General features: G+C 68.2%; 12 protein-coding genes. 5 read left to right on the top strand and 7 right to left on the bottom strand.

Features of this window, described 5'->3' with window-relative positions; translation table 11 throughout:
- Positions 1-12 precede the first annotated feature (12 nt).
- Genes B0I08_RS11290 through B0I08_RS11275 form a run of 4 tightly spaced genes read left to right on the top strand, consistent with a single transcriptional unit; the run spans position 13 to position 4856 of the window.
- A complete protein-coding gene (locus tag B0I08_RS11290; protein ID WP_106212855.1) occupies positions 13-543 on the top strand; it encodes an RNA polymerase sigma factor in 531 nt (176 codons plus the stop codon).
- Complete coding sequence (locus B0I08_RS11285; protein ID WP_146134394.1) at positions 540-1274, top strand: hypothetical protein; 735 nt, start codon at positions 540-542, stop codon at positions 1272-1274. Before B0I08_RS11290 ends, B0I08_RS11285 begins: the two co-directional genes overlap by 4 nt.
- 10 nt (positions 1275-1284) lie before the next feature.
- Positions 1285-4203: a hypothetical protein gene (locus tag B0I08_RS11280; RefSeq protein WP_106212851.1), complete on the top strand. Its 2919-nt coding sequence runs from the start codon at positions 1285-1287 to the stop codon at positions 4201-4203.
- Positions 4200-4856, top strand: a complete 657-nt coding sequence (locus B0I08_RS11275) for an ABC transporter ATP-binding protein (RefSeq protein WP_106212849.1) — start codon at positions 4200-4202, stop codon at positions 4854-4856. Before B0I08_RS11280 ends, B0I08_RS11275 begins: the two co-directional genes overlap by 4 nt.
- A gap of 12 nt (positions 4857-4868) precedes the next feature.
- Here the strand turns inward: B0I08_RS11275 and B0I08_RS11270 are convergent, their stop codons facing one another.
- The 3 genes from B0I08_RS11270 to B0I08_RS11260 form a co-directional block, all read right to left on the bottom strand.
- Positions 4869-5954, bottom strand: a complete 1086-nt coding sequence (locus B0I08_RS11270; RefSeq protein ID WP_106212847.1) for a WxL protein peptidoglycan domain-containing protein — start codon at positions 5952-5954, stop codon at positions 4869-4871.
- A gap of 85 nt (positions 5955-6039) precedes the next feature.
- Positions 6040-7872: a purple acid phosphatase family protein gene (locus tag B0I08_RS11265; protein ID WP_106212845.1), complete on the bottom strand. Its 1833-nt coding sequence runs from the start codon at positions 7870-7872 to the stop codon at positions 6040-6042.
- Positions 7873-8010: 138 nt separating this feature from the next.
- Positions 8011-9252, bottom strand: coding sequence for a HupE/UreJ family protein (locus B0I08_RS11260; protein WP_245884759.1), 1242 nt, complete (start codon positions 9250-9252; stop codon positions 8011-8013).
- Between the two features lie 177 nt (positions 9253-9429).
- Between B0I08_RS11260 and B0I08_RS11255 the strand changes: the two genes are divergently transcribed.
- Complete coding sequence (locus tag B0I08_RS11255; protein ID WP_245884758.1) at positions 9430-10125, top strand: BMP family ABC transporter substrate-binding protein; 696 nt, start codon at positions 9430-9432, stop codon at positions 10123-10125.
- A gap of 5 nt (positions 10126-10130) precedes the next feature.
- Here the strand turns inward: B0I08_RS11255 and B0I08_RS11250 are convergent, their stop codons facing one another.
- The 4 genes from B0I08_RS11250 to nadB form a co-directional block, all read right to left on the bottom strand.
- Positions 10131-11405 (bottom strand): mechanosensitive ion channel family protein, encoded by a 1275-nt coding sequence (locus tag B0I08_RS11250; protein WP_106212843.1) that lies wholly within the window; start codon positions 11403-11405, stop codon positions 10131-10133.
- A gap of 111 nt (positions 11406-11516) precedes the next feature.
- Entirely contained in the window at positions 11517-12659 is a 1143-nt protein-coding gene (locus tag B0I08_RS11245) for a cysteine desulfurase family protein (protein WP_106212841.1), read from the bottom strand.
- Positions 12656-13639: a carboxylating nicotinate-nucleotide diphosphorylase gene (gene nadC / locus B0I08_RS11240; RefSeq protein ID WP_106212839.1), complete on the bottom strand. Its 984-nt coding sequence runs from the start codon at positions 13637-13639 to the stop codon at positions 12656-12658. The genes B0I08_RS11245 and nadC overlap by 4 nt, the downstream gene beginning before the upstream one ends.
- The gene (gene nadB / locus B0I08_RS11235; protein WP_106212837.1) at positions 13633-15396 is read right to left on the bottom strand and encodes an L-aspartate oxidase; all 1764 of its coding nucleotides are present in this window, start codon (positions 15394-15396) and stop codon (positions 13633-13635) included. Before nadB ends, nadC begins: the two co-directional genes overlap by 7 nt.
- Between the last annotated feature and the right edge of the window lies 1 nt (position 15397).

Below are 15397 nucleotides of genomic sequence, written 5' to 3'. Positions count from 1 at the left end.
GGGGGGGATGTGATGTACGAGACCGAGAGCGACGGCGACCTCGTTCGTCTTGCTGCGCACTCGGACCGCGGCGCATTCAGCGCTCTCTTCGCCCGGCACTCTCCTGCGGTGTACCGCTACGCGTGGGGCCTGACGCGCGACGATCGTGATGCAGAAGAAGTGACACAGGAAGTCTTCGTGCTCGCGTGGAAGAAGCTCGGCGCACTGCGCATCGTCGACAGCTCGGCCCTTCCGTGGCTGCTCGTGACCTGCCGCAACGTCGGGCGCAACCACCTCCGGGCCCGGCGCCCGACCGCGACGCTCGACGAGGCCCGCCTGCCCGGAGACGGCCTGCGGCACGAGCGCGCCGAAGAGCTCAGCTGGACGCGACAGGCGATCTCGCGCCTGGGCGGCATCGACCAGCGCATTGTGCACCTGTGCCTCATCGAGGGTTACAGCTATTCGGAAGCGGCCGAACACCTCGGCCTCACCACTTCCGCGGTGGGCAAACGCGTGGAGCGGCTGCGCGCGACCCTCCGTCTGGCGTTGCGGGGCGAGTCATGACGAACGCACCCACGCCCGAATCCACGCCCGGACCCGGACCCCGACCCGGACCCGCACCCATGCCCGGACCCCGCGAGGGCATCTACCTCGACTCGGCTCTCGCGATCGTCGAGCAACAGGTCAACGAGCGAATCGACGCGGTCACGCACCGCCGCCGCACAGCGTCCCGCGCCCTCATCGTCGGCCTGCTCGTGACCACGCTCGGTGGCGGTGTCGCGACCGCCGCCGCCCTCACCATCACGCCCGCGCCCGCGGCTCCCAGCATGATGGTCGAATCCTCCCTGGAGCTGCACTGCGTTGACGGCCCCGCGACAATCGTGCCGGCCGTCTTCACCGCGCGGTTGTCGGTGCGTGCGAAGGCGGGATCTGAGCTCGACCTGGCCGCGGTCTGCGCTGGCGCCCGGGTGGCCGTCGCGTCCGACAGTGCCGGCACGCTGCAGGACTCCACCCCGGATGAACTGCTCAGGGTCGCGACCGACATCGTCACGGCATCCGCCACACAATCATCGAATCAATCATCAAATCAATCGGCGGATGTCGCGGAGGCCTCGTTCGGGCCGCTGCAGCCGTCCGCCCCCACCCCGACCCGCTTCACGACCTGCGAGCGCGCGAGCGATGGTCGGGTGGTCGTTCTGATGACCGCGGGCGACGCTGGCGCAGACTCGGTCGCCGACGAGAGCGCGCGCTGCCTCGCCAACGATGGCTATCGGCTCTACAAAGAGACTTCATGAAGGAGACACCGTGAGTCGTCGGTATCCGGTTCCGGGCGCCCTTCGCCGGGTCGCCCGCGAACGCAGCCGCCTCGCGGCGGTGGTGCTCATCGGGGTGGTGGCGCTTGCCGGCTCAGGCATTCAGGCGGGCGCGGCCGCCGTGCTCCGAACAACGCTCGACGAGAACTGGCGGGGTGCCTACGACATCCTGGTGACTCCGAGCGACGCGGCGGGAGCCCTCGGTGACCGGTTGCCCCCGAATTCGCTTCTCAGCAGCACAACCGGTCTGACCGTTGAGGATCTCGCCGCGATGCGCGCGGTTTCCGGCGTGGAGATCGCCGCGCCGATCGGGGAGATGATCGCGCCGGGCCTGAAGTTCTCCCAACCTCACGTCGCGATCCCGCGTGAGGCCGTGGCCGCCGAGGAAAACCCGCAGGCCTATCGCGTCGCCATCGAGTACTCGACGAACGACGGTCTGGGGGAACGCCTCATTTCGACGGACTCGATGGACATCGTCATTGACGAATCCGCCGAGGTAGCGAATGCTCCGTGCACCCCGTCAGATGGGCAGTTCGACGACTACTCCTACACAGCGGCGGAATACCCCGATCTTGCCGCGGGCCTGTGCAGGGACTATTTCACGAACGGCCCCGGCGTGTACTCGGGAGGCGAAAACAATATGACCTTCTACGATGCGACGGCCTCCGCCCTCGAGTTCGCCGTCTACAACTCACCCCAGTCGGCCACCCGCATCACCCTCATCGACCCGGTCGCCGAGCAGGCGCTGCTCGGCACCGAAGGTGATTTTCTCGATCCACTCGTCGCGTTCGCAGCGACCATGCCGGTCACAACGGCCGCGATGGAGCAGTGGGCAGCGGGCGACGACGGCCCGTTCGGCGATGCGTTTCGCCGGGATCGCGCGCTGAACGCAGCGATGGTCGACGGCCAGGGGTATGACGACGCGGCCCTTGCCGATCTCCGCCGCCTTTACGCTGACAACGGCAGCGACTATGACGAGTTCATCCTGGCTCAGGTAGCGGACCAGACGTTCACGCCTCTGATCGTGTCGGCCGCGCCGACAGCGAACCTGTCGATCAAGGTCAGCGTCGAATCGTTCGGCGATACCTCGATCGCCCGGCCGAAGGATTCGTTTCCCGCCCCCGAGCTCCCGGCTTCCATGGCTACCGGCGAGGCCGGAACCACGCTCGGCACAACCGTGGCCGACATTTCGGGTTCGTTGAATCCGTTTCTTCAGGACGCGACGGCCAATATCGCCTGGCCGGGAACCGATCTCGCGGTGTCGAGCGAAATTTCGTCGTATGCCTCGTTGAGCTTTTCATCACTGAGCCAGACCGAACAGGGCACTTATCAGGTGGATGACGGGGTCACCAGCCTCTCGCCGAGCGGCTACCGCGACCCCAAGGTCATTCCCTTCGAACCGGGAAAGGGCATCCACCTCGCCGGGGACGGAACGGGGCTGGGGTTCGAGACGGCCTACACCGACGCGCGTCCCCTGAGCATGCAGCAGGGAGTGCAGGCCGTGCCGGTGGGACTGCTGCCCGACGTCGCAATATCACCCTCCGACGACGAGCTGCACTACGTTCCGCTCGGGGCTTACGGAACGGTCGGGTCGACGGTGGCCGGCGGGGAGTACGACGGCGCCGAGCTGCAACCCGCGGTGAGCGGGCTGGGGCTGGTCAGCTCGCGCACCGCCGCCATCGCGTCCATCACCGGGGCCGAGGCGTGGGGTGGCAAAGCCCAGATCAGTGCCGTGAGGGTTCGGGTCGGGGGGATCTTCGCCTACGACGCTGCGGCGCAACAGCGTGTGGTGGATGTCGCGCGGCAGTTCGAGGAGCTGGGGTTTCAGTCGACCATCGTGGCCGGGTCTTCGCCGGTCGAGACGACCGTTCGGGTCGACGGCTACGCCTTCGGCACCACGGATCCGGCAGGGAAGCAGCGCGTCGGCACCCTCGGAAACGTGACCCAAAACTGGTCGGAACTCGGTGCTGCCGCCCGGGCCGAGCTCGCGATCTCCTCCGGAACCCTCGCGATTCTCTTCATCGCGCTCGCCTCGACCGTGGTGCTGCTCGGCGCAGTGGAGATCGCAGGGCTCCAGGGTCGACGCGCCCAGTCGATTGTGATGCGAGAGATCGGATTCACGCGCACCCGCATCTCCCGCTGGATCGGAGCGGAGCAACTTCCTGGCCTGGTCGTGGTGCTCGTTGTGGGAGCGATCGCCGTCGTGCTGTCAGGCGCGTCGCGGTTCTCCCTGGTCGCGGTCGCCATTCTCGTCGCTGCCACCGGAGTCACCTCGGCGTTTGCCGTGATCGCCGGGTCGCGCCCCGAAGCGGTTCGTCGGATGGGCCCGGGCCGGAGCCGGAGAACCGGGGCGCGCAGCACCGCCGCGTTTGGTGTGCGGCAGTCATTTGTTCACCGCCTGACCTCCGCCACCCACGTGCTGTCCATACTCATCGTGAGCCTGTCCGCGGTGGGGCTGGTCTCCGCGGTGACTCAGTCCCGGTCGCAGGCCGGCGAGAGCCTCCTCGCGGGCTTTCTCAACGACCAACAACTGGTTCCGCAACTCGCCCTCGGCGGCGCCGGACTCGGGGCGGGATTGGTTCTGGCGCGGCTCGGCCGACGGCGTGATCTGGCGCTCCGTTCGACGCAGTGGGCGACGCTCCGCGCGGCCGGCTGGACCACCCGCAACATCGCCCTGGCGCAACGGACCGAGGGCCTCACGGTTGTGGTTCCGGCCCTGGTGCTGGCCGGGCTCTGCACCTGGGCAGGGGTGGCCATGCTCGGGCTGGAGTCGGGCGCGGCGCTGCTCGCCACCTCCGGGATCGCCGGCGCAACGGCATCCGTCATCATCTATTCGGCGCGCACGGCCCGAACAACCTCACCAACGCGACCGGCGCAAACAGCCGTGCGACCAGAAGGAAGAACGCCATGACGACTCCCGTGATCGAACTCGTCGACGTCGGCATCCAGTACGAGCGGCCAGGACTCGACCCGCTGTCGATCGTCGACCAATACGACCTCAGCCTGTCGCCGGGCGACTTCCACTGCCTCGCGGGGCGGAGCGGTTCGGGCAAGACGAGTATTTTGCGCGTCGCCGCGGGTCTCGTGCCACCCACGGCCGGCAAGGTCATCTGGCAACAGCTGGAGATCACCGGCCTCGCCGACGACGTGGTGACCACCCGCCGGCGCCGCCATGTCGGCTACCTCGACCAGCGCGGCAACCTGGTTCCCGGTCTCACGGCGCTCGAGAACGTGCTGCTCCCCGCGATTCCTGACGGGCAGACGCGAAACCTCGCCCGTCGCGGCCGCGATCTGCTCAACCGGCTGGGCGTCGGAGCGCGTGCTTCCTATTACCCCGATCGCCTCTCGGGTGGGGAGCGTCAGCGGGTGGCGTTCGCTCGAGCGCTGCTGCTCGAACCTGCCGTGATCATGGCGGATGAACCGACCGCAAGTCTCGACCGTGACTCGGCGGACGCGCTCATCACTATTCTTCGGGAGCTGGCAGATGAGGGGATCGCCGTGCTCGTGGCATCCCACGATCAACGATTGATCGACCACGCCGACAGCCGAACCCGCCTGGAATAAAGCAGGCGCCGTCTAGACAGCCGCGTCCGTTTTCTCGCGGTCGCGCAGCGCCTGCTCGACGGCCTCCTGCACGAGGGCTTCCTCGCGCAATGTCTGCTGGCGACGACGGCGACGACGCCAGAAGATCGCCGCGACGATGGCGGCCGCGACCAGAAGGGCCAGCACGAGCAGCGCCCACGGCACGCTCCAGGTTCCCGTTGACGCGGTGACGGATTCGAGGCCGGGCGTCGCGCCCGCGACGACGGCAAGCTCCGGAACCAGCACGCTCGACGCGGTGAGCCAGAACGCCGGCACGACTCCGTCGACCTGCACCTCGACTGTCCAGGACTCACCCGGAAGCACCTCGGGGACATCCTCTACGTCCTTCGCCTCGACTCCGAAGAGTCCGAACGGGCCGGCGAGGGACACCGTCTGCGTTGCCGCGAGACGCACGTTTCCGGTGTTGTGAACGGTGTAGCTGACGGTGGCGTCGCCGCTGCCGAACGGGTTGAACCCGCCCGTGTAGTCCACCACCATGTCCTCCACCACGAGGGCGGGGGCGAGATCGCCCAGCACCCGAACGTGCATTCGCACACCGAGCCGCCTGTCGACGCTGATTCCCTGCTCCTGTGTGGCCTGGGGAAGCGAGGTCACGATTCCTCCGGCATAGTCACCCGGGGTGGCGTCGTCGGGGATCGCGATCGTGAAGGGGACCTGTGCGGACTCGCCCGCGGGAATCTCGATCGTGTCAGTGTCTACCGCGGTCCAGGCGCCGATCTCGATCGATTCGACGTCACGGGTGACGACATCGAGCTGCCCGCTCGTGGTGGTGAAGCCGTCGGCCGGGTACACGTCGAGCTGAAGAGGCTCGGCGTCGTGGTTCGTGACCACCAGCGAATCGGTCAGCACCTCACCGGGGTCGAGGGTGTAGTTGAAGTTCTCCCGGTCCGTGCCGTCGGGGTTCGACCCCGCGCGGACGCCCCAGGTCACATCCCCGCTGGGCGGAGCCACCTCGGCGGACGCTGGCGCGGCCGCGGCGATACCGGCGCCGAGAGCGAGGACGACGGCGACAATCGCAGCGTGGCCGAAAACAGTGGTGCTGGCGGATCGAGAGTTCATTCGGAAATACCTCGGGTGAGAGTGAAAGAAGAAGAATCGGGGCGGACGCCGTCGCGCCCGCCCCGATCATGGGAGGTGAAACGAACTAGCTCAGCGCGGTGAGCGTCAAGGTCGCCTTGTAGGTGCCGTCCGTGACATCCACCGGAATGTCCAGCTCAAGGCCGGCATCGAGCTTGGCGGTACCGAGAGCGTGACCGCCCTTCGCGTGACCGAGCGTCGAGGAGACGGAAAGACCGTCACCCCCGAGGAACCCGGATGCCACGCGCTCACCAGCAACGGCGTCGCCGCCGGACTGAACCACCGAGGGGGTCCAGCCGAGGTAACGGCCCGAGAAGGACTTCTCACCCGAGGTGAAGTCGCCCACCTGAGCGGAAATCGACCACTCCGGTCCCGACGAACGGGTGTCGGTGACGCGAATCGGGTTGATCGAACCGACGGCCGAGTAGTGGTCGCCCGCGTCGACTGCCGTGCCGAGGTCAACGAGACCGTTGGTGCCGTCGATGTTCCAGACGAACTCGCCCGGTGCTGTCTCCGGAACGGTGACCTGCAGCTGCTGTGCGTCGGTGTCGGGCTCGACCTCGCGCGTCAGGGTGACCTGGTCCACGATGCTGTTGACCGGCTTGTCGTCGCCATTGGCCTGGCTGCGCAGCGTCTTGATGGTGATTGCCTCGTCGGACACGTCAATGGCGCTGTAGTTACGGACCTTCTCCTGGTTCTCGGCCGAGAGCCACCAGAAGTTCTTGTTCTGCAGCGAGTAGTACTTGGAACCCGACGCGGAGTTCGCCGTCACGTACAACACGCCACCGGGACCGGCGACGACGGAGTCAGCACCAGCCTCCTCCGCGGCGTTCGCCTTCTCACCGTTGTGGATGAGGTAGCTGCGCGCGTAGCTGTGGTCGTGACCCTGGAGAACCAGGTCGATGCCGAGGTCGGAGATGGCCGTCGGAAGGACGTTCCGGCGGTCGATGACGTCGGTGTCCGTGGCGTGCGGGCCGGAGGAGTAGATCGAGTGGTGGAACGCGAGGACCTTCCACTTCGCCTCGTCACCGTGCTCGGCGACAACCTTGTTCATCCACGCGATGTGCGCGGCGTTGTCACGGCTGTTGGAGTTGATGTCCATGAACAGGACGCCCTTGTGGATGAACCAGTAGTCGCCGCCGGAAGCGGTGACCGAGCCGGTGCCGACAGTGGTGTCGAGGTTCGGGGTGTTGAAGTGCTGCTGGTAGGCCTTCGAACCCACGTCGTGGTTTCCGTTGGTCGCTACGAAGGGGATCTCGCGGAGCTGGTCGGGCTGAAGGAATGCCTCGTACTGGCCCTCGTTCGAAGCGGTCTCGACCTGGTCGCCGGCCGAGAACAACAGCTCGGTGTCGGGGTAGGTCGCGGTCGCGACGTTGAGGGTGTCGACCCAGCCTGCCGAGTCGCTCGGCACATTGCCGGACGAACCGATCTGCGGGTCACCGAAGAACAGGAAGTTGAAGTCACCTTCGAAGTCCTGCGTGCGGAACGAGTAGGTTGCTGACCAGTCGCCCTCACGGCCGACGCGGTACACGTACTCGGTGTTTTCCTTGAGCTCGGACAGCGTCGCGAAACGGTTGAATTCACCGCTCGTGGTCGCGCCACCGGTGGCGGAGACGCTGACGGCCAGCGCCGGGAAGGCACCGTCGACGACCTTGGACGCGAGGGCGAACTGCGCGACCTGCGCGGTGTCGGTGGCGGAGTACCAGGCCAGGTTGCGCTGGGTCTCGTTTGCTCCGACACCGAGAACGATGTCTGTCTGGCTGGGGGTTGCGGCGAATGCTGAGCTGGCGGCGAGGGTACCGCCACCGAACGTGACGGCGAGGCAGACGGCAGCAGCCGCGAGACTCGTCGCCGTTCGGCGATGCACGGGCTTAGCGGCCCGAGGGGTGTGAATCGACATGAGTGATCCAGTGCCTTTCAGTGGTGGGATGCGCGAGTGCGCGCGTTCAATCTCGTCGCGTCAGGTGAATCGTGGATGAATGTCAACCATCGGCCGGATGGAGGACGACGCAAATCCTGTGTATTCCCCAAGACTTTTTCAGCCGAGGCCGAGAACGCGTTCGACAAACCAGAACAGCCCGACGAGGGTGACCCCGGCCGAGAGCGCAATTCCGACCCACAGCGCCACGCGCGGTGCGCGGCGGCGAAGAAGCGTCAACAGGGGGAACACGATGGCGATGATCACGAGCTGCACCGTCTCGATTCCCACGTTGAAGACAAGCAGAGACCAGAGCAGCGTCCAGGACCACGGCTCGTCGATACCCAGGGCACCGGCGAATCCGAGGCCGTGCACCAGCCCGAAGCAGAACACGACCGCGATCCGCGACCAGTCCGCCCGGTTCAATTCGAGCCAGCGTCCACGCACCGCAATCTTGTCCTCCGCGGTGGAACGACGACGCAATCCCCACAGGTACCAGGCGGCGACAACCGCGATAGACAGCGCGATGATCGGCTCGACTATCGCGGCAGGAACCTCAACGAGTCCGACGGCCGCGATGAGGAAGGTGATCGAGTGCGCCACCGTAAAGGTCGTCGCGGCCAGCACCACGTCCCGCAGTCGGCGCGAGCCGACGATCAGCGCGAGAAGAAACAGCATGTGGTCGAGACCGCCGAGCAGGTGCTCCGCGCCCAGCAGGAAGAACTCGGCGAACCGCTCCGTCCAGTGCTGCCCGGTCGAAAAGGACGGGTGGTCGGCATCGAGCGCGGCGCTGCCCGACTGTCCGTCGAGATCGTAGGTGACGATGGTTTTGGTGTCGGTCACGTACTCCTCGTCGTCGGGGAACAGCGCACTGGTCAGCTGGGTCGTCGCGTCCTCTGCGCCTGCGCAGGCGAAGTCCAGCACCAGGGTCGTGTAGGGCACACCGTCGCGTTCGGTCATCGTGAGGTCACCGACCTGCGTCGGTTCGCACGCGGCCCCATCCTCCGTGACGGTGAACCGATCCGTGACGTAGTCGACGACACTCTCGGCGTGGTCGTTCATCGCAATCGCTTCGTCGCCCGTCTCAAACAGGGCCATCCCGTCCTCGAACAGGGCGTCGTCACCTTCGCTCTCCGCTGCCGACACCACGAGCAGGTCGTACTCGAGCCCGAGCTCGGCACGCACCGACCCGCCTGCGGAGGCGGTCACGTCGACGTAGACACTCGAGGTGAATCCGTGCGCGCTGGCGGGCAGTGCGCTCACAAGAATGCCGGCGACGGCGAGGGCCGCCGCCAGGGTCGTGGCGAGGGTTGCGCGCCGGGGACGGGCGCGCGCGGAGGGTGGGGAGGGGATCTGATTCACCCGCACAACCTGCCGCAACTCGGTGAACGCGCCGCGACGTACTGGCAAACCGTCGCCCAACGGGAGAACGCCAGTGCCGTGGGAATGGTGGATGCCACGGCGACTGTTCCCGCCCCGTTCACTGTCCCGGTGCCCCCGTGTCATCGACCTGCCCCGCTCGGTCTGCACGCTGTACCGGTGAACTCTCTGCGCGCCCGATCCCGTTCGTCCCTGCTGACGGCCGCAGCTGCCGTCACGATCATCGCCGGGTGCGTGACGGGCTGCACGGGCACGGCGGCGCCCTCTCCCTCAGAGGCGGATGCCACGCCCACAAGCATTGGGCCGCTGGGCGATGGTTTCCTCAGCGGCACCACACCCACGCCCGAAGCAACGGTGAACCCCGAGGCCGGATCGTGGGAGGGCGTGGAACCCCCGACGGGCTACCGGGTCGTACTGATCTCCGCCGGCGAAGACTCCGCCACAAACACCCTCGTTTCCGCCGTCACGGAGTGGGCCGCGTCCCGCAACGTCGATCTGGTGAAACTCACCGCGCTCGACGACGACGGGGTGGAAACCCAGATCAATGCAGCGGTCGAGTTAGCGCCCGACCTCGTCGTGGGTGCCGGAAGCGGGATCGTCGACGTCTTCGCGTTGCTGACCCCGCAGCACCTTGGCCAGCAATTTCTTGCGGTCGGCGCGGAGCTCGCGGAACCTACCGGCAACGCCACCGCCGTCGTCTGGGAAGGGGCCACCTTTCGCGGCTCCGGACTCAGCAGTGACGACGAGCGGGACCCGGCCGCGGTGACGCCGGAGCGCGCGAGTGAAGCTATCTCGGCCGGAGTGGCCAGCGTGCTCCACGGTCTGACCGGGATCGTGCTGCACCTCGAGTTCTGACCCGCTCAGTACCGGCTCGGCCGCTGTCCGTCGGGAAGCTCGTCGGCCGTTTCGAACTCGGACTCGACCGGCAGGCCCAGCGACGAGTCGTTGCGCTCCGAGGCGGTGTCTCCCGGGCGGATGATCGGGATCGCCGAGGTGAAGAGCGACGCGCGCTCCTCGGCGTCCGCGGTGCCGGTGAACAGCCCGATCTGGTCGGTGTGGGTCTTCTCCATTTCGCGAGGCTGAGCGCGCACGGCTTCGGCCACCATCTCGACCCGGGCCCGCGGCATGCCGGCCGGGTCCTGGCTGTGGACCCACTCGACCATTTCCTCGCGCACGTAGCAGCGCAGGTCGAACAGCGTCGGAGCGTCAACCGCGGTGACGAGGATGCGGATCCGAACGAAACCCCCGACCGCGTCGGTCACCTGGAGTACGGAGGCGCGGCCGTCCCAGATCTCGGTGTTATCCAGAACCACTTCAAGGTGTTGGCGCATCGCCGCCGGGCTCACGCGCCAGTCGAGGTCGAGCTCGATGGAGCCGAGCAGCTCGCTGCTGTTCCTGGTCCAGTTCTCGAACGGGGTGGTGGTGAAGTACGTGGACGGCAGCACCAGCCGCCGGTCGTCCCAGATGTGCACCACAACGTAGGTGAGGGTGATCTCCTCGATGCGGCCCCACTCCTTCTCGGCGATGACGACGTCGTCAACACGGATCGCTTCGCTGAACACGAGCTGCACGCCGGCGAACACGTTCGCGAGGGTGGATTGGGCGGCGAGACCCGCCACGATGCTGAGCAGGCCGGCCGACGCCAGCAGGCTGGCGCCGAGCGCCTGCACCCCGGGGAAGGTCAGCAGGATGGCGGCGATCCCGATGATGACGATGACCGCGATGCCGAGTCGGCGCACAATCGCCAGTTGCGTGTGCATGCGCCGGGCGACCTTGTTGTCAGCGGTGTCGGTGCGGTAGCGGGAGAGTCCGATGCCAACGAAAAAGGACAACAGACCCGCGCCCAGCCACGTGGCCAGGGCGATCGTGATGATGCGGAACACGTGGTTGACTTCGTCGGCCATGTCGGGGTTGGGCAGGGTGAGCGCGACGGCTATCCAGACGGCGAGGTTTGCAACCAGGAGGCGGAACGGATGTCGGGCGCCGCTGGCCAACGCCTTGGGCCAGTCCTTGCGTTTGGCAGCGGCGCGCATCGCGACCGACAGGATCGCGAGCGCGACCAGCGTCACGACCAAAGCAATGACAACGGCGATCGGCAAGCCGATCCAGGACTTCCACACAAAATCGTCGAACATAGAGCTCCTTGCTGCCCAGCTGGGGAAAAATCACGGTGATGGCCGGCAACTGTGGCGGAGGGTGCAGCTCTAGGTTAGGGGCCATTGCTGGCCGTTTCCGCAAACTCAGTCTTACCGGCCGAGCGACCCCACCTCGGTCACGGCTGCGGCGACGGCGACGGCGACCTCCCGCAACTGGTCGGACGTGACATCCGGCGACCAGGAAAACCGCACCGCGGTCTGCGCTACCTCTGCGGACAACCCCAGCGCGAGAAGCACGGGGGAGGCTTCGTCGCTGCCGGCGGCGCAGGCGGAACCGCTGGAGCTCACGACTCCGCGCCGCTCGAGCTCGAGCAACACCGATTCGCCGCTCGTACCGGGAAAAACGAATGACGCGGTGGCCGGCAACCGCCGGGTGGGATGCCCGGTGAGCCGCGCCGAGGCAACGGTGGCGAGCACCGCAGCGACGAAGCCGTCCCGGGCGATGGTGGCTGCGGCGGCGTTGCGTTCGCGGTAGGTGTCACCCAACCGGATAGCGGCGGCGAGCGCGACCGCCCCAGCCACGTTTTCGGTGCCGGAACGGCGCTCGCGCTCCTGACCGCCGCCGTGCAGCACGGGCTCCAGCGGAAGCCTGCCGCGCACAAACAGGGCGCCGATGCCCTTCGGTGCTCCGAGTTTGTGGCCGGACAGCGACAGGGCATCGACCCCGAGCTCGGTGACCGACAGGTCGAGCCAGCCGGCGGCCTGCACGGCGTCGGTGTGGAACGGCACGCCCCGCTCGTGTGCGATCGCGGCCAGTTCGGCGACGGGTTGCACCGTGCCGACCTCGTTGTTGGCGTACATCACACTGACGAGCGTGGTGTCCGCACGCAGCGCTGCGGCGAGCGCGCCCGGGTCGACGAGTCCGTCGCCGTCCACCTCGAGCGTGGTCACCTCGAACCCGTGCAGGCGCCGCAGGTAGTCGGCGGATTCGCTAACGGCCGCGTGCTCGATCGACGAGATGACCAGGTGGCGGCCGCGGGGGTTGCCGAGGGCGATGCCCTTGATCGCCAGGTTGTCTGCTTCGGTGCCGCCCGAGGTGAAGACGACCTCCGCGGGGCGGCAGCCGAGCCACGCGGCCACCGTGGCCCGGGCGTCGGCGAGAGCGAGCGCGGCCGTCTCTCCCACGGTGTGGTGGCTCGACGGGTTGCCGAAGCTCTCCGTCAGGTAGGGCCACATCGCTTCGAGCACCTCACGGCGCACCGCGGTGGTCGCCGCCGAGTCGAGGTAGATCATGGCGTCGGAGTCGGCGCCGGGGTCACCGCCGTGCGCGCTGGCGTCGGCACCGCGACATCCACCACCACATCAAGACCGAGGTCGAGCGCGCGCACACTGTGGGTTAACGCGCCCACCGAAATCACGTCGACACCCGTCGCGGCGATGGCGGCGACCGTTGTGAGATTGACGTTGCCGCTGGCCTCGACGATGGCGCGGTGGGCGACGAGTTCGACGCCCTCGCGAAGCTCCTCCAGGGTGAAGTTGTCGAGCATGATGGTGTCCACTCCCCCGGCGAGCACCGGCTCGATCTGGTCGGCGCGGTCCACCTCGACCTCGAAGTGGGTGGTGTGCGACAGCTGCGCGCGCACCTGCAGCAGCGCCTCGGTGAGGGTGAGTCCGCCGTGCGCCATCAGTACCGCGAGGTGGTTGTCCTTGGCCATGACGGCGTCGGAGAGGGAGAAGCGGTGGTTGTGTCCGCCGCCCGAGCGCACGGCGTGACGCTCCAGTGCGCGCAGACCCGGGGTGGTTTTGCGGGTGTCGACGATGCGGGCGGCGGTGCCCTCGACGAGCGCGACGTACTGCGCGGTCAGGGTGGCGATGCCGCTCATGCGCTGCACCAGGTTGAGCGCGACGCGTTCGGCGGTGAGCACCGTGCGCGCGGACCCCGTGACGGAGGCCAGCACGGCCCCGGCCTCGAACCGGTCACCATCGACAACGAGAAGCGTGACCGAGATGGCGCTGCTGGTCGCGGCGCTGCTGTCCGCCGAATTGCTGACCGCCACAGTGTTGCCCACGACACTGCCACCCGCGGTCGCCGCAGCGCCGAACACCGCGCGAAACACGGCACCGCCGCTGAACACGCCGCCCTCGCGGGCCACCAGGTTCGCGGTCGCGCGCGCTTCGACGGGAATGAGCAGCTCCGTCGTGATGTCGCCCCACGGCGCATCCTCGGCGAGCGCCGCCCGGACAACGGAATCGATGATCTGGGGAGTCAGCACAGCGCAAGCACCTCTCGTGCCCACACGATGTGGCGGGCAAATTCGGGGGAATCGGTCGGATAGTCGGAGCGAAAGTGGGCACCGCGGGACTCGCGGCGTGCCCGCGCTGCGTCCACGATGATGCGGCCGAGCGTGAGCAGGTTGGCGTCTTCGCGGTCGTGGATCGAGGGGGATGCCTCGGCGCCTGCTCCGGGTGCGGCAACCGTCGCGGCGGAGCGAGAAGTCTGGGGGTCGGATGCCTCGGCCGCTTCGTCCCAGCGGCGCAGGGTTTCTGCTGCCGCGGCGAGGGACTCGGCGGAGCGGTGAACGCCGGCGCATTGCCACAACAGCCGCTGCAGGGCTCCGCGTGAGAACGGCGTGAGTGCGGTGGGGGCGGACGGGACATCCGCCTCGCCTGCCCAGCCTGATTCGGTTGGCGACCCTGATGCGCCTGGCCAGGCCGATGCTTCTGGCAAGCCCGTCGCATCTAGCCAGGCCGTCGCGTCTGGCCACACGGTCTCGCGGACCACGCTCGCGGCGCGGTGGGCGAGCACGGCGGATTCCAGCAGCGAGTTCGACGCCAGCCGGTTTGCCCCGTGCGCACCGGTGCAGGCGACCTCGCCCACGGCATACAGCCCCGGCAGAGACGAGCGGCCCCAGGTGTCGGTGGCGATCCCGCCCATCCAGTAGTGGGCGGCCGGAGTGACGGGCACGGGTTCACGCGACCAGTCGATGCCGGCGTCGCGGCAGGCCGCGTCGATGGTCGGGAAGCGGGTGCGCAGAAACTCGGCGCCGAGCGCGGTCGCGTCGAGCAGCACCGGGGCGCCGCCCTGCGCGGCCATCTGGTTGGCGATGCCGCGGGCGACGACATCGCGGGGGGCGAGTTCGGCGTCCGGGTGCACGGCGAGCATAAAGCGCTCGCCGGCGGCGCTCAGCAGCGTCGCGCCCTCGCCCCGCACGGCCTCCGAGACGAGGAAGTTGCCGGGCAGCGCCAGCGCGGTGGGGTGGAATTGGTAAAACTCGACGTCCGCGAGACGGGCCCCGGCCCGCCAGGCGGCTGCCGCGCCGTCGCCGGTGGCCACCTCGGGGTTCGTCGTGTGGAGGAAGAGCTGGCCGGCGCCACCCGAGGCGAGGATCACCGCGTCCGCCGCGAGCCGCTCGGGCTGGGTTGCGCGCGGGCGCTGGGGCTCGGTCGCGCCGGATCGTGCCGCCGCGGCATCCACCACATCGATTCCCACGACGCGGCCGTCCTCGACGACCAGATCGGCCAGGAAGGTGTGCTCGCGGAGTTCCACCCCGGCGGCGCGCACGGCCGCCACGAGCGCGCGTTCGATCACGGCGCCGGTCGCGTCACCCCCGGCGTGCAGCACCCGGGCGCGGGAGTGGGCCGCCTCGAGTCCGCGGGCGAGGCCCTCGCCACTCGGGTCGCTCAGGTCGCGGTCGAAGGCGACACCAAAGCGGATGAGGTCAGCGATGCGGTCGGGGCCCTCCGCACAGAGCACCTCGACGGCGTCGAGCACGTTGAGTCCGGCGCCGGCGCGAAGGGTGTCCGCGATGTGCTCGTCGACCGAATCATCGGCAAAGACCGCCGCGGCGATACCGCCCTGCGCGTACCGGGTGTTGCTCTCTTCGAGCCGTGCCTTCGTCACCAGCGTCACCGAGTGGTGGGCGCTGGCGGTCAGCGCGGCGAGCAACCCGCCGATGCCGCTGCCCACGACGATGACCCGGGCCTTCGTTGGCGCGGGTTCCCGCCCGGCCACGTCATGCCGTCCAGCCATC

The sequence above is a fragment of the Glaciihabitans tibetensis genome (assembly GCF_003003265.1).
Taxonomy (GTDB): Bacteria; Actinomycetota; Actinomycetes; order Actinomycetales; family Microbacteriaceae; genus Glaciihabitans; species Glaciihabitans tibetensis.
The sequence above is the reverse complement of the archived record's forward strand: the minus strand, read 5'-3'. Positions and strand labels throughout refer to the sequence as shown.